Raw genomic sequence first — 26,046 nt, 5'->3', positions numbered from 1 at the left:
TCTATTGATTAGTGGATCCTGATCCTGAACATTTACCCTTATTATTAGTAACGCAAGGTGAGCAAGCGCTCTACCTAGTAATCTATTTATTACTTTTAATTTGTAGTGCTTTAATTAGTGGTGCCGAGGTAGCTTTTTTCTCCCTTACTTCTAGCGAACTAGAAGAACCAAATGAAGCATTTACCAAACAAAATGTCGTAAGTAAGCTACTTGAAAGACCAAAAAAGTTACTAGCAACCATACTTATTGCTAATAATGCAATCAATATTACATCGGTTTTAATTTTTAGCTTGTTAGGAGAGCAGTGGTTTGCAGATATAGAAACTAGCTGGATAAGGTTTGCCCTAGAGGTATTGTTTGCTACCTTTTTAATATTGCTCTTTGGAGAAATATTTCCAAAAGTATATGCAAATCGTAACCCAATAGGGTTTTCAAATTTTATGGCGGTTCCATTAAAAGTTCTCGATGTATTATTCAGTTTTTTGAGCTTACCCATGAGATTCATAACCTTGAAAATACAAGACAACTTAGGTAGTAAAAAAAGTAATTTAACGGTATCACAGTTATCTCAGGCCTTAGAACTTACCGATGAAAACGACACTACCGATGAGGAACAACAATTACTACAAGGAATTGTAAACTTTGGTAATACCGACACGAAAAACGTAATGCGCAATCGCACAGATGTTTTTGCTCTAGATGAGTCACTACCGTTTAGAGAAGTTATTACTCTTGTCGTAGATAACGGCTATTCAAGAATCCCTGTTTACAAAGAAAGCATTGATCAAATCACAGGCGTATTGTATGTAAAAGATCTATTACCTTATGTAGATCGCAAAAACTACGATTGGACAAAGTTATTGAGAGAAGCCTATTTTGTTCCTGAAAACAAAAAACTTGATGACTTACTTCAAGAATTTCAGGTTCAAAAAAAGCATCTAGCTATAGTGGTGGATGAATATGGTGGTACTAGTGGCCTAATCTCACTTGAGGATATAATAGAAGAGATTGTAGGTGATATAAGTGATGAATTTGACGAAGAAGATCTGGTCTATTCACAACTAGATGAGAAAAACTATGTATTTGAAGGTAAAACTTCTCTGAAAGACTTTTACCGAGTCGTAGACCTCGATGAAGAAGTAATAGAGCAATATGAGAGTGCACGTGGAGAATCAGAGACTTTAGCAGGTTTTTTATTGGAACAAACAGGTAATTTCCCTCGTAAATTAGATAAAATAAAGTTCAAAGGATTCACGTTTTTAGTAGAAGCGATGGACAATAAACGAATCAAACAAATCAAATGCACACTACCATAAAACTGATTTTAATTTCTTGCTTCTTGATTTTAACCAGCTGTGGTGATGAAGATGTATTACCCAAACCTAGCGCAAGTCTAGCGCTACAGTATCCCGATGCGACATACGGTACCACTACCACTGATTACTGCCCTTTTGTTTTTGAACTCAACGAGTATGCTAGAGTATTGAGCAAGAATGATTGCTCGATGAAAATCGAATACCCCTACATGGACGCTACTGTTTACCTAACCTACAATAAGGTAGATGATAATTTAACTCAACTGCTAATTGACGGCCAAAAACTATCTTATAAGCATAATATAAAAGCCGATGTAATAAAGGATTATCCATTTATGAATGAGAAATCTAAAGTCTATGGAATGATGTATGAAGTAGAAGGTAACGCTGCGAGTAATGCACAATTTTACGTCACTGATAGTACCAACCATTTTTTGACCGCTAGTCTGTATTTTGACACAAGACCCAACTACGATAGTATTCTTCCTGCAGTTGATTATGTCAAAAAAGATATGATCAATCTACTGGAAACCTTGCAATGGAAGTAGTCTAACAAATCGTAATATGTTTATCTTTAAACAGTTAGTTTAATCAAAACCTTCTTCAAATCATTGGTTTTAAATTATTAGTTCAATCAAATTAATAGAACCACCTTTGCATTTTATAAAATCGCATAGATGGAAAAGAGCCAATTAAAGTACGTTTATCTTGTCATTCTAAGTCTTATTTGGGGCTCTTCATTTATTCTTATAAAAAAAGCTTTGGGTCAAGAGAATGGTAATCTCACCCTTACACCTTTACAGCTAGGAGCATTGCGTGTAATTTTATCAGGTGTGATATTAACTGTGATTGGACTATCTAGCTTTAAAAAAGCAAGCAAGAGTGATTATTTATGGTTGTTTATTTCTGGTTTACTGGGAACTTTTTTTCCAGTATTTCTTTTTGCTTATGCCCAAACAGAAATCGATAGTGCAGTAAGCGGTATATTAAACTCTACAGTGCCTTTAATCACGCTTATTCTAGGAGCGATAGTTTTTGGGATATCATTCAGTCGAGTACAACTTTTAGGCGTAATAATTGGATTAGGTGGTGCCATAGGTTTAATATTTGCCGGGATGGAAGGCAATCCTGATCAAAATTATCTTTTTGCCGGGTTTGTACTTATTGCATGCTGTTGTTACGCCAGCAATGTGAATATTATTAAAAGGTATTTACAAAACGTAAAACCACTAGCTATCGCGGCAGGTAACTTCATATTTATTACTCCACTTGCGGTAATCGTACTATTTCTTTCTGATGGTCACAGTCTGGATTACACCAATCCACAAATTCAAAAAAGCTTAGGCTATATTGTCGTTTTATGCATCTTTGGTACCGTAGCAGCAAAGATCATGTTTAACAAACTTGTTCAAATTACATCTCCTGTATTTGCAAGTAGTGTCACATACTTAATGCCTGTAGTTGGACTTACTTGGGGAATTTTGGATGGTGAATCTTTTAATTTTTGGCAAGGCATCTCTACCGCGGTAATAATTTTTGCAGTGGTATTGGTAACAAGAGCAAAAAAAGAAAAACCGGCCACTGACTAGTAACCGGTTTTACGTTTCATTATTTCGCTTTCGCGAAAGCGAGATCTTACTAGAAATCAGAGTCTTTTAAACCTGTATTTACTTTAAGATCTTTAGTTTCAAATTTAAGCTCCTGTCCCATCATAGGCTGAACCATTACGGTAGGAAATTTCACTCCATTATACTCCTCGTAATCGTTATACTTAAGGATAGTAGTGATTTCACCTTGAGGTCCCATAGACACCACTTCTTCTCCAACTAAAAGACCGCTTTCAGTATCATAGAATGATTTTTTTGTATCACTCCACTTGATAATGTATACGTTATTATCTCCTAAACGTTGTGCTCCTGCAAGAGTAGCTTTATCTGCATGATATAATTCAGGGAAAAATAAAGCTTGATCTTTTACTAATTCTAACATTTTACCAGATAATTCCTGTGATTGCCCCATGGCACCTACAGTGGCTTTCCCGTCCAAGTAAACTTGTTTATTTACTTCACGACCACCCATTTTTATAGATTGTGACCATTTATCACCTTGTGCTCTCTTTACTCCTAGTATAAGTTCTCCCATAGGAGATGTGTAGGCAGAGAATGTATTCACATCTTTAATTTCTTGAACAGCTTCCTTACCACCGATAGCTGCTATATAGTTGTCAAGAACGTTTTGCGCAGTTAATCCTTCTGGAACTTCTACTGTTGATGGACGCTCTGTAGGGTTCGCCTCTTTATCAAAGAATTTGATATCTACAGGCAATCCATCAATTTTCATTTTTTCTAGGTTCTCTAGTACATCACTTGCTTTTCCTACAAGAACTATACGAGCCTGTTCAGGCTTTAAGTACTTATTTGCAACGCGCTTCACATCTGCAACTGTAACTGCATTGATGTTTTTTATAAAGTTTTTGTAGAAATCTTCTGGAAGATTGTTTGTTCTTATTGTTACTGCTCTATCTGCAACAACTTCTTTATCTTCTGATTGCATGATAAAACTTCCTAAGAATTTTGCTTTGGCATTTTCTAGAACTACAGGATCTACATCCTCAGTCTTAAGACGGTTGATTTCTTTGAATATTTCAACAACAGCACTATCTGTAACTTCATTACGCACCTTTGTCGTAGCTCTGAATGTAGATTTGTAATTTCTTCCGCTACCTAGAGATGTACGTGCACCATAAGTCCATCCATGTTCTTCTCTAAGGTTCATGTTAACGTATGAATTAAATCCACCACCTAAAATGTAGTTAGCAAGTACAGCTGCATGATAATCAGGATCATTCATTTTAAGATCAGATACATGCATAACTGCAAGCTCTGTTTGTACTGCATTAGGAACATCAACAAAGTTAATTTGTCTCTCTGCAAGGTCTTGCACTGCTGGCAATTGTGCTTTAGGAGCAAGGCCTTCTTCCCACTGCTTATCAAAGTATTTTTTAGTAAGCTTTTTAGCTTCCTTTTTGGTAATATCACCAGAAATTACAAGAAATCCACGAGATGGCTTGAAGTAAGTGTTGTAGAAGTTTTTAACATCATCTAGCGTAACACTTTCTACCGATTCTACTGTTGCAAATTCTCCTGCTGCATGATCTTTACCATACACTAACGCACCACGAACTTTTCCAGCAATTGAAGCAGCACTATTTTCACCGGATTTAAGTCCTTGAATTAAATTATCACGTTCTAGTTTTAATTCTTCTTCGGTAAAATTCGGATATAAAGCCGCCTCAGTAAACATTGAGAAAATATCTTCTTTGTATTTAGATAAACCAGAGGCAAAACCACCGTTTGCATTTACAAACACTCTAAGACCTAAGTAATCAACTTTTTCGTTAAAGTCATTCTTAGGTGTTTTTGAAGTTCCCTTACCCATTATAGAAGAGGTCAAGGATTGTACACCAGCTTTATCGCCTTCAATAATTGGTGGATTATCAAGACTTAAACTCATGTTGATTACAGGAAGTTTAGAATCTTCAACTACCAAAACCTGAAGCCCATTTTTAAGCTCAAATGTATATGGTTTACCCATGTTTATTTCTGGTGTTGGACCAGATTCAGGCATCTTTGATCGATCAATCTGTGCAGTAGCGGTTAACCCGATAAAAAGTACTGCCAGAGTATATAAAAGTTGCTTTTTCATTTTAATTCTTTATTTTTTTATGATCGTAAATTCAGTTCTCCTATTTTGCTCATGCTGTTCCTCTGTACATTCTTGAGAATCGCAATCTACTACAGGATTACTTTCTCCTTTACCTACAGCTGTAATTCTGTTTTCAGCAATACCTTTTGAAACCAGGTATGTTTTTACAGACTCTGCACGTTTTTGAGACAATTCCTTATTGTATTTAGTAGCTCCTTTACTATCTGTATAAGATTCTGCCATTATTTCCATTGAAGGATTAGACTGCATAAAAGTTGCTATTCGGTCTAGCTCCTTAGCTGATTCTGATTTGATAGTTGCTTTATCGTTATCAAAGTAAATCTTATTGATTTGGATTTTATTATCAACAACTTTCACTTCTTCATTTGAAGCGTCTTGAGGTGCTTCACCAGCAAAGTAATCTAGTTCTAATCGTTGATTAGGGTTTAAATAAGTATTTGCAACTCGTTTGATATCTTCTCTAGTAATACTTTTATAGATATCTAGTTCTTTATTGATTTTATCAGCACCACCTTTTAACATATAATAAGTAGCAAGAGATGAAGCAATACCTTCAACTCTTGAATTAGATTGAACATAACGAGCTTCAAATTGGTTTTTAAGCTTTTTTAGTTCCTTTTCCGAGATAAGTTCAGTTTGAAGTTTTTTAATTTCTTCGTCCATCACTTTTGCTAGTTGATCTAGTGTTACATCACCTTTAGGAAGAGCTCCCATAGTGTAAGTTCCGTAGTCTTGATTTGCTTGATTGAAAGCAAGTACTTGAAAAGCGATTTGCTCCTCTTCAACCATCCTTTTCTGCATTCTAGAACTTGCACCACCTGTAAGAATACTAGATATATAATCCAGTACATAAGCATCTTTTTCTACCGATTTTGGCGTGATGTAAGAGAAGATTTTTACAGGAATACTAATGTTTGGATCGTATTCTGTTGCAAAACGAGTTTCCGTAATTGGGTCCTCAACTATTTCCTTTCTTACGTTCGTAGGAGCATTATTAGGAATAGGCCCAAAATAATCCTCAATCATCTTTTTAGTTTCGTCGATTTGGATATCTCCTGCAACTACTAGCACTGCATTATTTGGATTGTAGTACTTATCGTTGAAACCAATAAACTCATCCAATTTTGCAGCGTCAAGATCTTCCATAGACCCAATAACTGACTGCCCGTATGGGTGTTTTTTAAACAAGTGCTTATCGATACCTGTTCTGTAAAGAATAGCTCCATAAGGTGCATTATCGATACGCTGTCTTTTCTCTTCTTTTACTACTTCATTTTGTGTGTCTACACCTATTTGTTCAATTTTAGGATGTAACATACGCTCACTTTCCATCCAAAGACCTAATTCTAGCTTGTTAGAAGGAAACGTCTCATAATAGTAAGTCCTATCCTGAGTGGTGTTTGCGTTGTTACTACCACCATTTGCTCCTACTATTTCAAACCACTTTCCTCTTTCAATATTCTCAGTTCCTTCAAACAACAAGTGTTCAAAAAAGTGAGCAAACCCAGTTCTTCCAGGCTCTTCATCCTTTGCACCTACTTGATACATCACTCCTACTGTAATAACAGGAGCAGCATTTTCTTGGTGAAGAATAACGTGCAGTCCATTAGGTAAATCATATTCTATAAAATCCACCTCTTGGGAAAATCCAGTTAATGCTGTAAAACCAGCTACCAGACTCAAAACAATTTTTTTCATGTTTTTTGATACTTTAGTTCAACTGTTTATGTTAGTGTAAGATTTGATCGAAATGTTACAAACAATACAAATCTTTGTAAAAATACTGGTAATTCTTTCGTTTTCAAGTTAAACTTATTTGAAATCAACCATGACTACGATACAAAAGTTCGATATTTAAAGGAAAACTGAACTAAAAATATTATATCATGAATTTTTCAAAAACTACTAAATACGGATTATTAATAGCTCTAGCATTAATTATCTATTTCATTATAATTGACTTAATCGGATTAGGGAACGAGTCCTGGTTAAGTTTTTTCAATGCCGCTATTGTCGGTTTTGGGCTATGGCAACTGATTAAAAAAGTTTACGAGGAGAAAAGAGGACAGTTTAAATATATGGAAGGATTTACGGCTTCTCTAACAGCAGGATTTATTGCAACTACCATATTTACAGTCTTTATGGCAATTTATTTATTTGAAATTCATCCCGAATTAGCCACTGAACTTAAACAACAAATTACAATAGCAGGTGAAGGATTAGAAGTAGCCTTGTTGCTTTTTGTATTTTTATCTGGAGTAGCAACTACGATTGTAGCATCATTAGTAATTTTACCTATCTACAAACAATCTTGGAACACCAAAGAAATTAGGTCCAAACAAAAACCTCTTAATCAGCAAGCATAAAATTCTTGAAGAAATGTTGACAACTATTGCTAATTTGTAGAATAGCAGTATATTTGCAGCCCTAAATTAACAACATTAATTCGTAATTATGTACGCAATCGTAGAGATAGCAGGGCAACAATTCAAGATCGAGAAGGATCAGAAGTTGTTTGTACATCGCTTACAAGAAGATGAAGGTGCTACTATTAACATCGACAAAGTTCTTCTAGTAGGTGACGGTGACAACATCACACTCGGCGCCCCAGTTATAGAAGGTGCATTTGCAGAAGCAAAAGTACTTTCCCACCTTAAAGGTGACAAGGTAATCGTTTTCAAGAAAAAACGTAGAAAAGGTTACAAAAAGAAAAACGGACACAGACAATACTTATCTGAAATCCAAATCTCAAGTATTTCAACTACTGGCGGTAAAAAAACTGCTGCTAAGAAAGAAGAGAAAAAAGCTGAACCTAAAAAAGCTGCACCAAAAGCAAGCTCAAAAGGTGATGATTTAAAGAAAATCGAAGGTATTGGTCCAAAGATTGCTACAACTCTTAATGAATCAGGAATTGTTACTTTCTCAGATCTTGCAAACGCAAAACCAGAGGACATTTCTGAAATGATTAAGGATGTTCGTGGAAATCACGTAACGACTACTTGGCCACAACAAGCTCAACTTGCAGCTGATGGTAAGTGGGATGAATTAAAAGAACTTCAAGACCGTCTAGACGGAGGAGTTGAAAAATAAGTTTAACCTATTTCGCTTTCGCGAAAGCTTAAAATAAAACATCATGGCTCATAAAAAAGGAGTAGGTAGTTCTAAGAACGGTAGAGAATCAGAATCGAAACGATTAGGTGTTAAAATTTTTGGTGGACAAGCAGCAGTAGCTGGTAACATTATTGTTCGTCAAAGAGGTATGGAGCACCACCCAGGTGAAAACGTATACGCAGGTAAAGATTTTACTTTACATGCTAAAGTTGATGGAACAGTAAAATTCGTTAAGAAAGGTAATAATAGATCATTTGTTTCTATTGTTCCTGAAGCACAAGCTTAATTCCATTAGATAATAGAATTAAAAACCCAAATCATATTGATTTGGGTTTTTTGTTTTCGATAAAATTAAATCTTTTGTGTTTTAATACAACCTTCTGTATTTCAGTAAACAGACTTATTCAAAGATGAAATCAAGTTTAAGTAGAGGTTAAATATTTACCTGCTTTTTAAAAAGTTAGCAACCAATTGTTATATTTGTTACTCTTGATGTAATTCAAGTATTAAAATTCAATTTTTTTGACAATGAAAAATTCACAGAAGTTAGTATTATTCGCTTTTATTTTAATTGGAAGTATTGCAAGTGCTCAACCAGGTTTTGATGACACAGTTGAAGACGTTGCTCCTATTCCAGGATTACTAATTGCCGCAGCCGCAGCTATTGGAATCGGTGTTAGATCTGTTTATAAAAAGTCAAAGTAATAAAGTTATAACGCATACTTAAAGCCTCCTGTAAAATGGAGGCTTTTTTTATTTTCTACAACCGTAATTCTAATTTCACATTGATTAACATAAAATATTTTTAAACCTAGAGTAGTCCTTATTCTGTTTGTTATTTTAGCGTACAAAGACAACTTACAATAGTTAAAACAATTTTTAATTAGCTATTCGAATTAACCATCCAGACATGGAACAAAATAATAGTACGATAGACATAGCAAGCATAAATAAAAAAGTGCAACAAGAAAGTCAGTTCATTGATCTTCTTGTAAGCGAGATGAATAAAGTGATAGTCGGTCAACAGTATATGATTGATCGTTTGCTCATAGGTTTATTAGGACGCGGTCACATTTTACTAGAAGGTGTACCTGGTCTAGCCAAAACTCTAGCCATTAACACCTTGTCAAAAGCCGTAAGTGCTAGCTTTTCTCGAATACAGTTTACTCCAGATTTATTACCAGCCGATGTTGTAGGAACTTTAATCTATAACATGAAAGACGCTGATTTTAGCATTAAAAAAGGTCCTGTATTTGCAAATTTTGTCCTTGCAGATGAGATCAATCGTGCTCCTGCCAAGGTTCAAAGTGCTCTATTAGAAGCCATGCAAGAGAAACAAGTAACCATTGGAGAAACTACTTTCAGTCTAGAAAAACCTTTCTTAGTTATGGCTACTCAAAATCCAGTTGATCAAGAAGGTACTTATCCACTACCTGAAGCTCAAATGGACCGTTTCATGTTAAAAACAGTTATTGATTATCCCACGTTAAATGATGAACAACACATCATGCGTGCAAATCTTAAAAAGGATTTTCCAGTTCCTAATGCAGTCATCACAACCGAGCAAATCCTAAAAGCGCAAGATGCTGTAGAATTGGTTTACATGGACGAAAAAATAGAAAAGTATATCCTGGATATCATTTTTGCTACTAGATATCCAGAGAAATATAAACTAGAGGAGTTAAAACCTCTTATTAGTTTTGGTGCTTCACCTCGAGGATCTATCAATCTAGCCAAGGCGGCAAAATGTTACGCGTTTATAAAACGTCGTGGTTACGTAATTCCTGAAGACGTGAGAGCGGTTGTTCTTGATGTTTTAAGACATAGAATCGGTATCACTTATGAAGCAGAGGCAGAAAACTTTTCAAGTGTTGATATCATAAATAAAATTGTAAATTCCATAGAGGTACCGTAGCATCTAAATAATCCTTTTAATAAATCTATAATTAGTAACAAATCCCTGTGTTCCACAGGCAACGTAACTTCATGAATACTCAGGAGCTTTTAAAAAAAGTACGAAAAATTGAAATCAAAACACGTCGATTGAGCGACGCTGTATTTGGTGGTGAGTATCATAGTGCTTTTAAAGGAAGAGGAATGACTTTTAGCGAGGTGCGTCAATATCAATTTGGTGATGATGTTCGTAATATAGATTGGAACGTTACCGCTAGATATAACGAGCCTTATATTAAGGTTTTTGAAGAAGAACGTGAACTCACGTTAATGCTAGTGGTAGATGTAAGTTCTTCAACTTTGTTTGGAACTCAAAATCAAATTAAAAAGGAGATTATAACAGAACTGTGTGCAACATTAGCCTTCAGTGCTTTACAAAACAATGACAAAGTAGGATTATTACTTTTTTCGGATCAAGTAGAATTATTTGTACCACCAAAAAAAGGAAAGTCACACATTCTTAGAATTATAAGAGAATTATTGGAATTTAAACCAGAACACAAAAAGACTGATGTTTCTGGGGCTTTAAAATATATGGCTGGTGTTCTTAAAAAGAAAGCCATTGTTTTTGTTTTGTCTGATTTTATGAGTGATGATTATATGAAAACCTTACAAATAATTGGACGCAAGCATGATGTTACCGGAGTAAGAATTTACGATAAGCATGAACAAGAGCTGCCTAAAATAGGCCTGGTCCAATTTAAAGATCTAGAAACAGGGAAAAATTTGTTCATTAATACAAACTCTAGCAAAACTCGCCGTGAGTATGCCGCTCATCATATAGAAAAAGCTGCTTATTTTAAAAATGCTTTCACTAGGTCTGATGCCGGAGCTATTGATCTAGAAACTAGAGAAGATTATTCAAAAAAATTATTAGGTTACTTTAAAGCAAGATAATGAAATACGTACTGTACCTCTTTTTTATTGTTTCTGCTTGGGCAACAGCTCAACAACCAGAAGTATCTACAAAAGTAGATCGTGACCTTATTAAAATTGGAGAAGAAGTAGTTCTAGAAATTGGCATTACGGCTCAAAAAAGTGATTTAGTAATCTTTCCAGAGCAACCTGCCTATGGAGCTTTAGAGGTTTTAGAATCATATCCAGTAGATAGTGTTATTGCTGATGATAAATTTCAGCTTTTTAAGAAGTACGGAGTAACACAATGGGACAGCGGTGACTACTGGATACCACAATTAAAAGTCCTTATAAACGATGATAAGCAAGTCCTAACTGATTCACTTCTTGTAAGTGTAAGAGAAGTTGAAGTAGATACTACTAAACAAAAAATGTTTCCCATTAAGGACACACTTAATATTGAAACTGTTACAAGAACAGATTGGTCCTGGTTGTGGTGGCTACTTCTTTTATTACCTATTGGAGCTATTATTTATTTGCTTTCGCGAAAGCGTGAAAAGAAAAGCTATGAGGATACACTAGCTCCATATGAATGGGCGATATATCGTCTTAAACAACTAGAAAACAATAATTGGTTAGAAAACAGAGATTGGAAAAGCTACTATTCTGAAATCACATATATCATAAGAAGATATATAGATTCGAAGGTTTATGGGCGTACGATGGAAAGCACCACACAACAACTGCTTACCGAGCTCAAGGTTGTGATGAATGAAAAGGGCATGCACATCACCCAGAATTCGGAAAATCGACTAGAATCATTGCTTCAAAAAGCTGATTTAATCAAGTTTGCTGGCGCCTCAAGTGACTCTATAAGTGCCAAAGAAGATCGTGGTTATGCACACGATATCATATACAACATTCATCAAGTGTTGCCACCACCTAGTGAAGAAGAGCTCATGCTAAGCGCAGAATATCAAAGAAAACAAGCTAGAAAAAAAGCCCTTAAAAAAGGATTGCTAGTTTCTGCAATTAGTCTACTAGTCATTTGTAGCGGTATTGGGATATGGACTTACCTTTCAGGTTGGGACAATGTAAAGGATAGTGTCTTTGGAAATAAACTGCGCAGTTATAATGAGCAAGAATGGTATACGGCAGAGTATGGTTTACCAAGCATTCAACTTGATACGCCAGAAATACTAGTTAGACAATCAACCTTAAACAGTGAGGAAGAAAATACTGCTACAGCAATCAATGAGCAAGTCTTTGAATGGAAAGACGATAAAGATCTTGCAGGAGTTTATGTAAAAACATACCAAATACCAGCAAGTGCTACGCAAGGTAAACAAGAAATTAATCCACAAGAGTTTATAGATATTTTCCTTAAACAATTAGAAGAAACAGGAGCATCAAACATCCTAAACTTTGACAGTGAAATTACTACCAACAACATAAAAGGTATAAGTATCACAGGAAGTTTTGAACGTGAGGGAAATAAATACGATTACGAAACCAGATTTTATGCTACAGGACCTGGTGTAGTTGAGTGTATGGTTTATAATATCATGGACGATGAAGAATTAGAAGAAAGACAATATGGACAACAGCTTAAAGAAAGGGTTATAGAAAGTTTGACCATACCTTCATCCATTCAACAACCTAATAATAAAGACAAGTAAAAGATGTGGAACTTTGAAAACATAAAGTTTTTAAATCCAGAGTTTTTCTGGTTGTTATTGTTATTAGTTCCGCTAGCGGTATTCTATTTTTTTTCACATAGAAAACAACAAGCAGAGGTTTATATTTCTAGTACAGCTGGTTTTAAGTTTAAAGAATCACTTTTAGGTAAATTAAAGCCTATACTTTATTTACTTAGATTATTAGCTATCGCTTTATTAATTATAGCCATAGCAAGACCTCAAACAACCGATGTTACTACTAGAACAAAAAAAACCAGTGGTATAGATATAGTTCTTGCCATTGATGTGAGTGCTAGTATGCTGGCAAGAGATTTTAAACCGGATCGATTACAAGCAACTAAGGAAGTTGCTACAAACTTTATACAAGGCAGGCCAAATGACCGTATAGGTATTGTAGTATACGCAGGAGAAAGTTATACTAAAACACCGATTACTACCGATCAAAAGGTCTCGCTCAATGCGGTAAAAGGTATCGAATTTGACGAAGTGCTAGAAAACGGTACTGCAATCGGAATGGGATTAGGAACAGCGGTTAATAGACTTAAAGAAAGTGAGGCAGAAAGTAAAGTAATCATACTCATGACTGATGGTGTGAATAACAGCGGAGTAATTGATCCCAAAATAGCCGGAGAACTTGCCGTCGAATTTGGAATTAAGGTATACACCATTGGAATAGGTACAAATGGAAATGCTCTTTCACCATACAGCAGGTATCCTAATGGAGAATTTCAATTTAGAATGTTACCTGTAGAAATCGATGAAGAGCTTTTAAAAAATATAGCCACGTCAACAGGTGGACGCTATTTTAGAGCAACTGATGATGAAAAATTAAAAGAAATTTATAATGAAATCGATCAACTTGAAAAAACTGAAATAGAGCAATTTGAATTTTATAGTGTGCAAGAAAAATTTAGAGCATTTGCATTAATCGCCTTTTGTTTGCTCGCAATAGAACAATTATTAAAACACACGCTATTTAAATCTGTAGCCTAGTAAATATGTACGTACTTGAAGAGAAAATATATTTTTGGTTATTAGTAGCAATTCCATTGCTATTAGTGTTTTATATAGCCGTAAGCTTGTGGCGATTGAGAGCACAAAAAAAGTACGCTCAAAAACATCAATTACCACACCTTATGCCCAACAAGTCGTGGTTTAAACCGCTACTCAAGGTAATTACCATAAGTTTTGGGCTTGGCTTTATAGCCTTTTCCTTAGTTAATTTAAAAGCAGGAACAAGACTAGAAACTGTTAACCGTGAAGGAGTAGATATCGTATTTGCGGTAGATATTTCAAAATCCATGCTAGCAGAAGATATTGCGCCTAATCGATTGGAAAAATCTCAACAACTTGTCACACAAATTATTAATAATCTTGCAAGTGACCGTATAGGATTGATTGCCTATGCAGGTAGTGCCGTGCCTCAGTTACCCATTACTACAGACTATGGTAGTGCCAAACTATTTTTACAAGGATTAAGTACTGATCTAGTATCCAGTCAAGGAACAGCAATTAATGAAGCAATAGAACTAGCACTAGGATACTATGGGGACGATAGTGAAGCTGCCAAAGTATTAGTTATCATAAGTGATGGTGAGGATCATGAAGGTGATTCTGTCGACCTAGCAGAGGCTGCTGCAGAAAAAGGCTTACACATAATAACAATAGGTGTAGGAACTCAAAAAGGTAGTAACATTCCTATACGAGAAAATGGTATTGTAAAATCCTTTAAAAAAGATCAAAACGGTAAAACTGTTATCACCAAATTAAATGCGACAACGCTTCAAGAAATAGCAGAGGCTGGTAATGGTGTTTATATCGATGGCACCTTGACTAATGAAGTGATTGAAAAACTAAAGGCAGAGTTAGACACCTTGGACAAAGTAGCTTTTGATTCACAACAATATGCCGATTTTGAATCACAATTCCAATGGTTTCTAGCCTTTGGCCTATTCTTTGTCGTACTGGATGTATTCTATTTAGAAAGAAAAACAGGATGGATTAAAAAACTTAATTTATTTAATGAATAATAATAGTATACATATCACCTATGTTTTGATATTCATGCTAATATCATTCTACACTGCGGCTCAAAACGAACAAGAACCAGCCATAAATTACGCAGAACAGCAAGCCATAAAAGATGCTCAAGACGCTGCTAGTGATGGTGATTTCGCTTTCGCGGAAGCGGAATACAAAAAAGCCCTATCATTAAACCCAGATAATGCGCAAGCAGCTTATAATTTGGGTAATCTGTATTACAACAACGAGAAAAAAATTGAGGCAAACTCCTATTTTAGAAAGGCTGCAGATGCTGCTACTTCTAAAGAAATGAAGCATAAAATTTTTCACAATATAGGTAACACTTTATTAGAGAACAAAGATTACGATAAAGCTATTGAAGCCTATAAGAACGCATTACGTAACGACCCTACCGACGATGAAACTCGTTATAACCTAGCTCTTGCAAAGCAAGAAAAAGAGAAACAAGGTGGCGGCGGTGGCGGCGGTAATGACGAGAATGATCAAAACCAACAGCAAGAAAAGGAGCAAGAACAAGATAAGAATAAGGAAGGTGATCAAGACGAAAAGTCTGATGGTGATAATAAAGGAGATCAAGACGAAAAAGAAGGAGATCAAGATAAAAATGATGGTGATCAAAAGAATGATGACCAAGGAAAAAATAGCGAAGGTGAAAACGGTAATGATTCACCAGAAGAACAAAAAGGACAAGCACCTCAACGCCAGCAAGGAAAAATGACAAGACAACAAATTAAACAGTTGCTCGAGGCGATGAATAACGAGGAAAAGAAAATTCAAAAGAAAGTAAACGGTAAAAAGGCCAAAGGAACCGTTAAGAAATCAGAAAAAGACTGGTAAGTAATGAAAAGCACGTGGTTTTACATATTAGTTTTTATAGCAGCATGGGCACACGCACAAGTAGAGTTTACTACGAGCGTAAGTCGTGAACGTATCGCACTCAATGAGCGCATGCGTGTTGAATTTAAAATGAATGTAAATGGTAATGATTTTACACCGCCAAACTTTGTAGGGTTTCAAGTAGTAGGTGGACCTAGTCAATCTTTTTCACAACAATGGATTAATGGAAAAGGATCCATGACAAAATCGTTTACCTATATATTAAAACCTAATAAAACAGGAAAACAGTATATTAAACCAGCTACCATGAATTACGAGGGTAAAACATACTCTACTAAAACAGTAGAGATAAATGTAACTGGTGCTGTAAATAAACCTAAAAACATTAATGACACCTCGCCACGAGCAGATGAGACCGTACATCTAGTTGCCGAGATTTCAAACGCAAACCCTTATCTTAATGAAGCTATTAGGGTCGTATACAAACTTTATGTTTCAAACACATCTGGAGTAAATGACTGGCGCGAGGTTAACTCACCTAAATACGCAGACTTTTGGAGTGATAATATCGACAATCGTAATAGTCTAGTTAAAGAAGGAACTTATAAAGGAAAGCCTTATCGATACAAAGTATTAAGAGAAGCCATCCTCTATCCTCAAAAAACAGGTAAATTAATTATAGAACCACTTACTTTAGAAGTAGATGTGGTAGTTCCTACCGGTCAACGTAGTTTTACAGGTAGACCATATATGACCACCGAACAAATAACAGTCAGTGCTGGTAAACGTACTATTGATGTTAAAGATCTTCCACTAGATGGTAGACCAGCAAACTTCAATGGAGCGGTAGGTCAATTTGAATTTCAAGTAGAAACTGATCAAGTACAAATTGAAGCAGGTGAAAGCATGACTGCTAGTGTTCAAGTAGGTGGAGTAGGAAATCTTAAATTAATGGATTTACCAGAACTTAAAGCACCTAAGAGTCTTGAAGTTTACGAACCAGAACGCATTAATAACGTACGTACCTCAATTACAGGAATGCGAGGAAATATTAAGGACAAATACACCATAGTTCCTCAATACAGCGGTAAATATGTTATTCCACCTGTTGAATTTAGTTATTTTGATCCCAAAAAGGAGTCCTACGTAAGTTTAAATAGTGGTGAAATTTTATTACAAGTAGAAGGTGATGTTGCTGCTCCTATAGCTACCACAGAAAACAAAAATGTCATTACTCAAAACAACCAGTTTGTTTTCATTAAAACGGACACCGAATTAACATCACAAAACGAGGAACAGTTTTTTGGCTCAACAAAATACTGGATAACCTTAGGTGGTATTTTCCTTCTTTTACCTTTATTCTTAATAGTGAAAAAACGTAAAGAATCTAGAGCTGCCGATGTAGTAGGTAATCGATTGAGAAACGCCAATAAATTAAGTAAAAAATACTTGAGCACTGCTCGTAAAAATTTAGGCAATCACGAAGAATTCTATGTCGCTCTAGAAAAATCCCTACACAATTATCTCAAATCTAAACTTAGTATTTCAACAAGTGAAATGACTAAAAACAATGTAGGACAACTCTTATTAGACCGCGGTGCTACCGTTCAAACAAAACAAGAGTTTATTAAACTACTAGAAAGCTGTGAATTTGCACGATACACGCCGTCAACTCCTGCTAGCATGAGAGAAGATTATGAAAAAGCTAGTCAGGTCCTTAATTTGATAGACAAACAATTAAAAAGCTAGTTTTATGAGAACAACCTTAATTTTTCTAGCTACCGTCCTATTAACTTGGCCTATTTTCAGTCAAGAAGAGGCTGCTTATTCCGCTTTCGCGAAAGCGAATCAAGCATATACTAACGAAAATTATGAAATAGCAATTGCAGGTTATGAGCAAGTATTAAATACAGGTCTACACAGTGCCGATGTTTATTTTAATCTAGCTAATGCTCATTACAAATTAAATCAGGTAGGTCCGGCTATTTATAATTACGAGAAAGCCCTAGAACTAGACCCTGAAAACGAAGATATTAAGAGCAATCTAGCATTTGCCAATCGTATGAAAATAGACGCTATAGAATCCTTACCACAAGACAATTTATCTGGAAGTTTACAGGATACTATAAAATCGTTATCTGTCGATGAATGGGCCTATTTTAGTGTCATTGCTGCCTTATTTACCATACTATTCATAGTACTTTATATTTACGCAGGAACTACAAGTAAAAAAAGATTGTTTTTTATTCTTTTCATTCTTACTGGTATTTTGTTTTTATCTACTGCTGCTGCTGCCTTTTACAGTAGTGAATATTTAGATAAAAAGCAATTTGCTATTGTTTACATAGAAGAATTCACAACTCGCAGTGAACCTAAAAATAGCGCTGGCACCAGCTTTGTTATTCATGAAGGAACTAAGGTTGAGGTCCTTGAAGAATTCAATGATTGGGCGCACATACAACTCGCAAATGGTAGTAAGGCCTGGATGCCATTAGAGGATTTGAAAAAGCTTTAAGAAATCTTTCTTCAATCTGATCTAGAACATAAAGTTTTATCATGCATGCATAACAACTAAAATACTTGTGTAAGTATGTCTGTTGTTGAGTTGCTTATATTTGCATATACCCCAAAAAAGTAGAATGACATTATCAAAAAATATTGCAGTAATAGGTGGTGGAAGTTGGGCAACGGCTATTGTGAAAATGCTGTCGGAGAACCTAGAAACTATCCATTGGTACATGCGCAGTGAATATGCCATTGAACATATTAAACGTAATGACCACAATCCTAATTACTTAAGCTCAGTTGAGTTTAAAAACAATCAATTGCACTTGTCTAGCGATATAAATGAAATCGTGAGCGCTGCAGATATTTGCATATTTGCGATTCCTAGTGCTTTTGTGTACAGCGAGTTGGAATCTCTAGAGGTTTCATTGGAAAACAAAATAATTTTTAGTGCTATTAAAGGAATAGTACCTGAAACAGGGCTTATTGTTGGAGAACATTTTCATGATCATTACAACATTCCTTTTGAAAACATTGGTGTTATTACGGGACCTTGCCATGCCGAAGAAGTTGCCCTAGAACGGTTATCCTACCTTACAATCGCATGTGCAGATGAAGAAAAAGCGCAACATCTAGCTACTTGCCTTAATAGTGATTACATCAACTGTAAAATAAGTGATGATATCATAGGGACTGAATATGCCGCCATGCTTAAGAATATTTATGCTATTGCTGCTGGAATAGCTCATGGTCTGGGATATGGTGATAATTTTCAAAGCGTTCTTATGAGTAATGCTATACGTGAAATGAAACGATTCATTAAAAAAGTACACAAAATGAAACGTAACATCAACGATAGCGCTTACTTAGGAGACTTACTAGTAACAGGTTATTCAGTTTTTTCACGAAATCGATTGTTTGGTAATATGCTAGGAAAAGGATATACAGTGCGCAGTGCACAATTAGAAATGAGCATGATCGCCGAAGGTTACTACGCAACGAAAAGCGCGTACAAAATAAACGAAGATAAAGGAGCCCGTACTCCTATTTTAAATGCTGTTTACAGCATTTTATACGACAATAAAAACCCAAAGAAAGTATTTAAAAAACTAGCTGATAAGCTAGACTAAAATCAAAAAACATGTCTGAAATAGCCAAAGAATTTGGTATCAACACCGCTCTAGAAGCTCTAGGTCTCAATAAGAAAAATGAAGGGACTTCTACAGGTTCAAAATCAATCAAAGGTAGTGAGTATATCACATCCTATTCACCAGTTGATGGTGCCGTTATAGGTGAGGTTTCTGTCACTACAAAAGATGCTTATGAAGAAGTAATGAGTGCTGCCCAAATAGCGTATAAAGAGTGGAGAGTAATCCCTGCACCACAAAGAGGTGAAATAGTACGTCAATTCGGTGAAGAACTTAGACGTCTTAAAGAACCTTTAGGTAAACTAGTTTCCTATGAAATGGGAAAATCTTACCAAGAAGGATTGGGTGAAGTTCAGGAAATGATTGATATCTGTGATTTTGCCGTTGGTCTTTCTAGACAATTACATGGATTAACCATGCACAGTGAACGTCCAGGACACCGCATGTATGAGCAATACCATCCTTTAGGAATTGTAGGAATTATAAGTGCCTTCAATTTCCCTGTTGCCGTATGGGCATGGAATACAGCCCTTGCATGGATCTGTGGTGATGTATGTGTGTGGAAACCTAGTGAGAAAACTCCTTTATGTGGGGTAGCTTGTCAAAATATCATTGCCAAAGTTTTAAAAGACAACAACCTACCTGAAGGAATCTCATGTTTAATTAACGGTGATTACAAAGTAGGTGAGTTTATGACAACAGATAAACGAGTGCCATTAATAAGTGCCACTGGTTCTACTCGTATGGGAAGAATAGTAGCTGCAACGGTAGGTGAACGTTTAGGTAAATCATTATTAGAATTAGGTGGTAACAATGCCATAATCGTTACACCAGATGCAGACGTTAAAATGACTGTGATAGGCGCTGTTTTTGGTGCTGTAGGAACCGCTGGTCAACGTTGTACTTCTACAAGAAGATTAATCGTTCATGAGTCTATGTATGACACTGTTAAAAACGCCATAGTAGATGCGTATCAACAACTTAAAATAGGTAACCCATTGGATGAGAATAACCATGTAGGCCCATTAATTGATACAGATGCTGTTGCTAATTATAACAAGGCTCTTGAAGATGTAGTTGCACAAGGTGGAAATATTCTGGTAGAAGGTGGAGTACTTTCAGGTGCTGGATATGAAAGCGGCTGTTATGTGAAACCTGCGATTGCAGAGGCATCTAATAACATGGAAATTGTACAACATGAGACTTTTGCCCCAGTACTTTACTTACTTAAATATTCTGGTGAAGTAGAAAACGCGATTGAGCTACAAAATGATGTTGCACAAGGTCTTTCTAGTGCCATCATGACTAATAATTTAAGAGAGGCAGAACGCTTCCTTTCGCACGCAGGATCTGATTGTGGTATAGCAAATGTAAACATCGGTACAAGCGGTGCAGAAATAGGCGGTGCTTTCGGTGGTGAAAAAGACACCGGTGGCGGACGTGAATCTGGATCAGATGCATGGAAAGTCTACATGCGTCGTCAAACTAATACTATCAATTACACTACTGAGTTGCCTCTTGCGCAAGGGATAAAATTTGATCTATAAGTAAAAGTATTAGATACTTAAAAGCAGCTCTTTTAAAAGAGCTGCTTTTGTATTTTTAGACAAATTTAAATCATGAACGTAGAACAACTTAGAGATTATTGCTTGTCGAAAAAGGGTACTACAGAAGAATTTCCGTTTGATCAGGTAACCTTAGTCTTTAAGGTTATGGGAAAAATGTATTGTCTAACAGGATTAGAGCATTGGGAAAACGGTAAGCCAGCTGTTAATCTCAAATGCGATCCTGAAAAAGCTATACAATTACGTGAAAAGTATGAGGGAACTGTCATCGGTGGCTATCATAGTAACAAGAAACATTGGAATACAGTTTATTTAAATGAAGACATGGGCGATGACGAACTGTTAACGTGGATCGATCATAGTTATGAGCTTGTAGTAAATAAGCTCACTAAAAAACAAAAGCAAGAATTACAGCTACTCTAAACATGACATTAGACCTATTAAACACCTATAAAGAAAGGATAGAAATCAACCGAGGCAAGGTAGAAGCTATAAAGAAAAAACTATCATTGAGCAGTGCTTTAAGATTAGTTTTATTCCTATCCTTAGCTGTAAGCGTATATTATTTCTGGAGTAAAATAGGTGTCCTAACATTAATCTTAGGTACTGGTGGCGCCCTATTTCTATGGTTAGTAAAGAACCACCAAAATTTAAAAAATCAAAAAGATTTTCATCAATTATTAATCGAAATTAATGAAAAGGAGATCTTAGCCGTCCAAGGTGAATTTGATTCCTTTGTTGATGGTGATGCTTATAAAAATCCCACTCATGACTACTCACACGATATAGATTTATTTGGTAAGGGTTCATTATTTCAACAAATAAATAGGTGTGCTACAAAAGGTGGTGAAGTTACGCTTTCGCGAAAGCTAACTCACAATCAACCTATTGATGTAATTGAAAAGCAAATAGCGATTAAAGAGCTATCTGGCAAACTTAATTTTAGGCAAAACTACATGGCTACTGCACGATTGATTTCCATAGATCGTGCTACAAACTTTGCTCATTGGTTTACCAATTACAAACCATTTGTACCTAAATATTATTCATGGGTATGGTCTATAATTCTCACTGTTAACATAGTGCTTATTGCTTTGTATAGTTTTACTAGTTTTAACGGTTATTTAGCCTCAATAGGTGTTGTTATTGCTCTATTAGTGACAAGGCGCTATCTTAAAAAAGTGAATCAAGTAGCTCAAGTAATTACACCGCTTGAAGATTTTTTTGCTCAATATGGAAAACTAATTGCGCTTATTGAGAAACAAGAGTTTCAATCATCTTTACTGTTAGAAATCCAAAACAATCTTAAAACACAGGATAAAAAAGCATCTAGCGTTATGCATGATTTTTCACAAGCGCTAGGTAGGTTAGATCAAAGGCATAACATGTTGTTTGGATTTATTGCAAATGCATTAGGTTTATGGGATCTTAAGCAAATGAGTTACATTGAACGTTGGATAAGTGAGTATAAAGAAAAAGTAGGAACGTGGATAAGTATGATTGAAGAGGTAGATGCCATTAACAGTATGGCTAATTATGCCTATAATAACCAAACCTTTACCTATCCTAGTATCAAATCTGGTCCGTTTACCTTACAAGCTAGCAAAGCCTCACATCCTTTATTAAATCCAGAAAAAGCGATTGGAAATCCAATATTTATAAGTCAAGGCGAGTTTTTCATCATTACCGGAGCCAACATGGCTGGAAAAAGCACCTTTCTTAGAACCGTGTCATCACTAATCGTAATGGCAAATTGCGGACTTCCAGTTTGTGCTCATGATGTTGTATATTCTCCTATTAGACTAATCACCAGTATGCGTACTACAGACTCAATACAAGATGACACCTCATACTTCTTCGGTGAATTAAAGAGATTACAATACATTATGAATAGCATTGAAGAGTTTCCTTATTTCATTGTTTTGGATGAAATTTTAAAAGGAACAAACAGTGAGGACAAAGCTATTGGATCACAAAAATTGGTACAAAAACTTAATTCACTGGGCGCAACAGGAATTATAGCCACACATGATTTAAGCCTAACACAGGTAGCAAACGATTATCCTAGCATTAAAAATTACTATTTTGATGCAGAAGTTGTAAATGATGAATTACATTTTGATTATAAATGTAAAACGGGAGTAGCTCATAATATGAACGCCAGCTTCCTGCTGCGTAAAATGGGAATTGTAGAATAAGCCTTACTTATTCTTCAAATAAGGCTTTAAGTTCAGTCGCATCAGCAGCTTTCATTTTACCTGCAAGAACTAGACTTAATTGCTTACGCCTTAAAGCCGCATCATAACGCATTTTTTCCTCTTCAGTTTCTGGTGTAATGGCTGGAATTTGAACCGGTCTACCTGTATCGTCAACTGCTACAAACGAATAAATTGCCTCGTTTGCTTTAGTTCTCTCACCGCTCTCACGATCCTCTACCCAAACATCCATAAAAACCTCCATAGAGGTTTTAAAAGCTCTAGTTACTTGTGCCTCAATAGTTACAACACTACCTAGAGGAACCATTCTATTAAATGCTACATTATTTACCGATGCTGTTACCACAATACGCCTAGAATGACGTCTTGCCGCAATACTTGCCGCACGATCCATACGAGCTAGCAATTCACCACCAAATAAATTATTAAGTGGATTAGTTTCACTAGGTAATACCATATCAGTTACCGTTGTAAAAGATTGCGATGGCGTTTTAGCTTGCATAATTTGAATTTTTTTGCAAAAGTAGCGTATAAGCTTAACTACCTAACAGCTTTTAGATGAATTTAAGGTTAAAATGTGGAGATCATTATCTCGTTCAACATTATAATTCTTATTATTTTTGAAAAAGTTTGAAAATAGTACGTTACATATTAATGCCGGTCTATCGAGTGTGGTTCTACGTACTAGTAGGGCTTCCTATTGTAGTATTAATGCCATTGTTAATTCTTACTACTATTTCTGAAAAAACTTACAATTGGTTCTTTAAACTTGCAAGATTGTGGGCTGCCATCGTTTTATACGGTATGGGATTCTTCCCAAAGATTAAACGATTAGCCAAAATGGATCCTCATCAAAGCTATATGCTAGTGGCAAACCACACTAGCATGACTGATATTATGATGATGTTGTTGATATCAAAAAATCCATTTGTTTTTGTAGGTAAAAAAGAGCTCGCAAAAATCCCTTTATTTGGTTTTTTCTATAAACGCACTTGTATTCTTGTAGACAGGAGCAACCCAAAAAGCCGCAAAGCTGTATTTGATCGAGCCAGACAACGTATGGAAGACGGCGTTGGAATTTGTATTTTTCCTGAAGGTGGAGTTCCCGACGACACAAGTATTCTATTGGACACTTTTAAGGATGGCGCTTTTAGACTTGCCATAGAACATCAAATACCTGTTTTACCCGTCACTTTATTTGATAATAAAAAGCGTTTTCCATTTGAATTTTTTAAAGGAAGTCCTGGGAAAATGAGAGCAATAGTACATCCTAGTATACCTAGTACTGGTATGACATTGCAGGATGATAAAGTACGCTTTCGCGAAAGCGTAAGACAAATAATTCTTCAATCACTAGAACGAGCATCTTAAAAAAGAAAAACCGTCTCCATGGCACAGGAAACGGTCATTCATCATCATTGCATAATTAATCGAGTTTCAACTTAACTAAAGCTCAATTATACTTTTAAAATCTATATCTAACTCCCGAATAAATTCCAACCGCAAACGGCCTAAAATTTTCAGAATTGGTACGTAACGTATTAAGTTGATATTTCAACATTGGTTCTAGACTCACACCTATTTTATTATTAAAATTATAGTCAAGACCCAATCCAAAATTGGCACTTTGATTAAAGGTGTTAAAATTAGAATCCTCACCTAAGGTTGTTATTCCTTTTTCATTTTCAATGACCACAACATTATCGGTTAGGAATAATGCACTGAAACCAGCCAATACATTAAACTTAAACTGACTATCTATCAGGGTATATTGAACCTCGAGCGGCACTTCAACATAACCCAAATCTTGTCTAAGCTCACCTTCAATACCATTAAATGTCGTCGTTGCACCAAACTCTTGATTAAAGCTAGAGGCTAGTAAATCAACATTATTAGGAGCTTGATTTGAAGTGGACACAGCATTAGGGTCATAGCCTGTTGAACTAGTAGATCCTCTGGCAAAAAAATCAAATCCTGTGTTATACACCACATCCTGTGTTCCATAATTTAATCTCATGCGGTGCACACCTGTTCTCACGCTCCACCGTGGCGCAAAATTATAAGCAACATTGAATCCTACACTTAAATTTACACTACCATTAGTTTCATTTTCAGTTACCTGATCGTTTATGGCTGTTCCCGATAAAACATCTGAATAAACTGGTGCTATCAAACTAGATCCTTGCCATGATGGTGAGAATACGGTAGCCGTTGAATCGTTTTTCTCTTCCATTAATTTTTGAGCAGCTAGCATGGCATCCAACTCTTGAGATCGTTGTTTATTCAAACTATCAGTAAATTTCTTATTGTGAGCCATCAACGACTGGTCATTTCCTAGATTGCTTTTAGTTGCCTTAATGCCGTTATTCTCAACTTCACTTTGATTAGATAGTGTTTCTTGAGAATTATTGGCCATTGATTGACCTAATGGATTATTAGTTTTATCACCAATTCCATTTTTAATTTTGTCATTATTATTGAGATTATTTTGAGCAAAGTTTTGATTTGCTACATCAGTTGAAAGTAAATCTCTTTTTTGTACAACTTTTGAATTCTTTTTAATTCTGGACTTGGATGAGTTATTAACCAATACACCTGCCCGATCACCCTTCTTTAAAACTGAATTATTTTTAGATTGTTGATCGCTAATTGTGGATTGATTGTTATCGTTATCGATTCTTATAGATGTATTGTTACTCTGACTACTAGTATTTGAATCTGTAGCTTCGGTATTATCCTGAGTGGACGAAACAGAAGAGCTATTATCTTCATAAGAAATTGCTCTATCCTCTGTTTCATCTACGTCAGGATCTAGGTCTGGAGTGGTTACTATCTCATTATGAACCCCAACATTATCAGTAAACTGATTTGAGAAGTAAACGGTTGTTACAATTATCGCAATAGCTGCTGCTATTCCAGACCAATATATCCAGATGGGCGTACCTTTCTTTTCTGGTTTTTGAGACGGTATTTTTTGTTCTATATTCTCCCAAAGTCCAGGTGGTGGCGTTACTTCAAAATCCTTGAAACGCTCCTGAAAAATTCTATCTATGTTCTTTTTATCTGCCATT

At 35.6% G+C, this 26,046-nt stretch carries 24 protein-coding genes; 20 read left to right on the top strand and 4 right to left on the bottom strand.

The annotated features are described in order from the left end of the window. Positions 1-11: 11 nt before the first annotated feature. The 3 genes from BST93_RS02120 (at position 12) to BST93_RS02110 (ending at position 2,905) form a co-directional block, all read left to right on the top strand. Entirely contained in the window at positions 12-1,316 is a 1,305-nt protein-coding gene (locus BST93_RS02120; RefSeq protein ID WP_105017908.1) for a gliding motility-associated protein GldE, read from the top strand. Further along, complete coding sequence (gene gldD, locus BST93_RS02115) at positions 1,301-1,864, top strand: gliding motility lipoprotein GldD (protein ID WP_060523554.1); 564 nt, start codon at positions 1,301-1,303, stop codon at positions 1,862-1,864. The genes BST93_RS02120 and gldD overlap by 16 nt, the downstream gene beginning before the upstream one ends. Before the next feature lie 129 nt (positions 1,865-1,993). Further along, positions 1,994-2,905, top strand: a complete 912-nt coding sequence (locus BST93_RS02110; protein ID WP_085775395.1) for a DMT family transporter — start codon at positions 1,994-1,996, stop codon at positions 2,903-2,905. A 49-nt stretch (positions 2,906-2,954) separates the two neighbouring features. Here BST93_RS02110 and BST93_RS02105 read toward each other — a convergent pair whose 3' ends face one another. Both BST93_RS02105 and BST93_RS02100 read right to left on the bottom strand, forming a co-directional pair. Then, positions 2,955-5,021: a M16 family metallopeptidase gene (locus BST93_RS02105; protein WP_105017907.1), complete on the bottom strand. Its 2,067-nt coding sequence runs from the start codon at positions 5,019-5,021 to the stop codon at positions 2,955-2,957. 9 nt (positions 5,022-5,030) lie between these two features. Beyond that, positions 5,031-6,740, bottom strand: a complete 1,710-nt coding sequence (locus tag BST93_RS02100) for an insulinase family protein (protein WP_105017906.1) — start codon at positions 6,738-6,740, stop codon at positions 5,031-5,033. Positions 6,741-6,928: 188 nt separating this feature from the next. Here BST93_RS02100 and BST93_RS02095 point away from each other — a divergent pair, with 188 nt between their 5' ends. The 16 genes from BST93_RS02095 (at position 6,929) to BST93_RS02025 (ending at position 22,957) form a co-directional block, all read left to right on the top strand. Then, positions 6,929-7,408, top strand: a complete 480-nt coding sequence (locus tag BST93_RS02095) for a DUF4199 domain-containing protein (protein ID WP_258150464.1) — start codon at positions 6,929-6,931, stop codon at positions 7,406-7,408. An 88-nt stretch (positions 7,409-7,496) separates the two neighbouring features. Next, positions 7,497-8,132 carry a 50S ribosomal protein L21 gene (gene rplU, locus BST93_RS02090; RefSeq protein ID WP_105017905.1) on the top strand — a complete coding sequence of 212 codons (636 nt, stop codon included), beginning with the start codon at positions 7,497-7,499 and terminating at the stop codon, positions 8,130-8,132. Between the two features lie 43 nt (positions 8,133-8,175). Further along, positions 8,176-8,439 (top strand): 50S ribosomal protein L27, encoded by a 264-nt coding sequence (rpmA, locus tag BST93_RS02085; RefSeq protein WP_042276905.1) that lies wholly within the window; start codon positions 8,176-8,178, stop codon positions 8,437-8,439. Positions 8,440-8,681: 242 nt separating this feature from the next. Then, positions 8,682-8,858, top strand: a complete 177-nt coding sequence (locus tag BST93_RS14150) for a hypothetical protein (RefSeq protein WP_167342721.1) — start codon at positions 8,682-8,684, stop codon at positions 8,856-8,858. 205 nt (positions 8,859-9,063) lie between these two features. Next, positions 9,064-10,068, top strand: a complete 1,005-nt coding sequence (locus tag BST93_RS02080) for an AAA family ATPase (protein ID WP_105017904.1) — start codon at positions 9,064-9,066, stop codon at positions 10,066-10,068. A 71-nt stretch (positions 10,069-10,139) separates the two neighbouring features. Next, a complete protein-coding gene (locus tag BST93_RS02075) occupies positions 10,140-11,003 on the top strand; it encodes a DUF58 domain-containing protein (RefSeq protein ID WP_085775398.1) in 864 nt (287 codons plus the stop codon). Next, positions 11,003-12,640: a hypothetical protein gene (locus BST93_RS02070; RefSeq protein WP_258150463.1), complete on the top strand. Its 1,638-nt coding sequence runs from the start codon at positions 11,003-11,005 to the stop codon at positions 12,638-12,640. Before BST93_RS02075 ends, BST93_RS02070 begins: the two co-directional genes overlap by 1 nt. A 3-nt stretch (positions 12,641-12,643) precedes the next feature. Continuing rightward, on the top strand, positions 12,644-13,654 hold the full coding sequence (locus tag BST93_RS02065; RefSeq protein WP_105017902.1) for a vWA domain-containing protein: 1,011 nt from the start codon (positions 12,644-12,646) through the stop codon (positions 13,652-13,654). 5 nt (positions 13,655-13,659) lie between these two features. Further along, complete coding sequence (locus BST93_RS02060; RefSeq protein ID WP_060523547.1) at positions 13,660-14,691, top strand: VWA domain-containing protein; 1,032 nt, start codon at positions 13,660-13,662, stop codon at positions 14,689-14,691. Further along, positions 14,684-15,541, top strand: a complete 858-nt coding sequence (locus tag BST93_RS02055; RefSeq protein ID WP_105017901.1) for a tetratricopeptide repeat protein — start codon at positions 14,684-14,686, stop codon at positions 15,539-15,541. The genes BST93_RS02060 and BST93_RS02055 overlap by 8 nt, the downstream gene beginning before the upstream one ends. A 3-nt stretch (positions 15,542-15,544) precedes the next feature. Next, the gene (locus BST93_RS02050) at positions 15,545-17,290 is read left to right on the top strand and encodes a BatD family protein (protein WP_105017900.1); all 1,746 of its coding nucleotides are present in this window, start codon (positions 15,545-15,547) and stop codon (positions 17,288-17,290) included. A 4-nt stretch (positions 17,291-17,294) separates the two neighbouring features. Further along, on the top strand, positions 17,295-18,056 hold the full coding sequence (locus tag BST93_RS02045) for a tetratricopeptide repeat protein (RefSeq protein ID WP_105017899.1): 762 nt from the start codon (positions 17,295-17,297) through the stop codon (positions 18,054-18,056). A gap of 124 nt (positions 18,057-18,180) precedes the next feature. Continuing rightward, positions 18,181-19,176, top strand: coding sequence for an NAD(P)H-dependent glycerol-3-phosphate dehydrogenase (locus BST93_RS02040; RefSeq protein ID WP_042276887.1), 996 nt, complete (start codon positions 18,181-18,183; stop codon positions 19,174-19,176). 11 nt (positions 19,177-19,187) lie between these two features. Continuing rightward, positions 19,188-20,741 (top strand): L-piperidine-6-carboxylate dehydrogenase, encoded by a 1,554-nt coding sequence (gene amaB / locus BST93_RS02035; protein WP_105017898.1) that lies wholly within the window; start codon positions 19,188-19,190, stop codon positions 20,739-20,741. 72 nt (positions 20,742-20,813) lie between these two features. Further along, on the top strand, positions 20,814-21,182 hold the full coding sequence (locus BST93_RS02030) for an MmcQ/YjbR family DNA-binding protein (protein ID WP_060523542.1): 369 nt from the start codon (positions 20,814-20,816) through the stop codon (positions 21,180-21,182). Between the two features lie 2 nt (positions 21,183-21,184). Beyond that, the gene (locus tag BST93_RS02025) at positions 21,185-22,957 is read left to right on the top strand and encodes a MutS-related protein (protein ID WP_105017897.1); all 1,773 of its coding nucleotides are present in this window, start codon (positions 21,185-21,187) and stop codon (positions 22,955-22,957) included. Positions 22,958-22,964: 7 nt separating this feature from the next. On the opposite strand, the gene BST93_RS02020 is transcribed toward BST93_RS02025, so the two are convergent. Then, the gene (locus BST93_RS02020) at positions 22,965-23,477 is read right to left on the bottom strand and encodes an acyl-CoA thioesterase (protein WP_042276879.1); all 513 of its coding nucleotides are present in this window, start codon (positions 23,475-23,477) and stop codon (positions 22,965-22,967) included. Positions 23,478-23,605: 128 nt separating this feature from the next. Here BST93_RS02020 and BST93_RS02015 point away from each other — a divergent pair, with 128 nt between their 5' ends. After that, the gene (locus BST93_RS02015) at positions 23,606-24,346 is read left to right on the top strand and encodes a lysophospholipid acyltransferase family protein (protein ID WP_244895628.1); all 741 of its coding nucleotides are present in this window, start codon (positions 23,606-23,608) and stop codon (positions 24,344-24,346) included. Positions 24,347-24,440: 94 nt separating this feature from the next. Here BST93_RS02015 and BST93_RS02010 read toward each other — a convergent pair whose 3' ends face one another. After that, on the bottom strand, positions 24,441-26,045 hold the full coding sequence (locus BST93_RS02010; protein WP_105017896.1) for an outer membrane beta-barrel protein: 1,605 nt from the start codon (positions 26,043-26,045) through the stop codon (positions 24,441-24,443). Position 26,046: the final 1 nt, after the last annotated feature.

The organism is Nonlabens tegetincola, from assembly GCF_002954355.1.
GTDB classification, from domain to species: domain Bacteria; phylum Bacteroidota; class Bacteroidia; order Flavobacteriales; family Flavobacteriaceae; genus Nonlabens; species Nonlabens tegetincola.
Note: the sequence above shows the minus strand (reverse complement) of the source record. Positions and strands in the feature narration are given on the sequence as shown.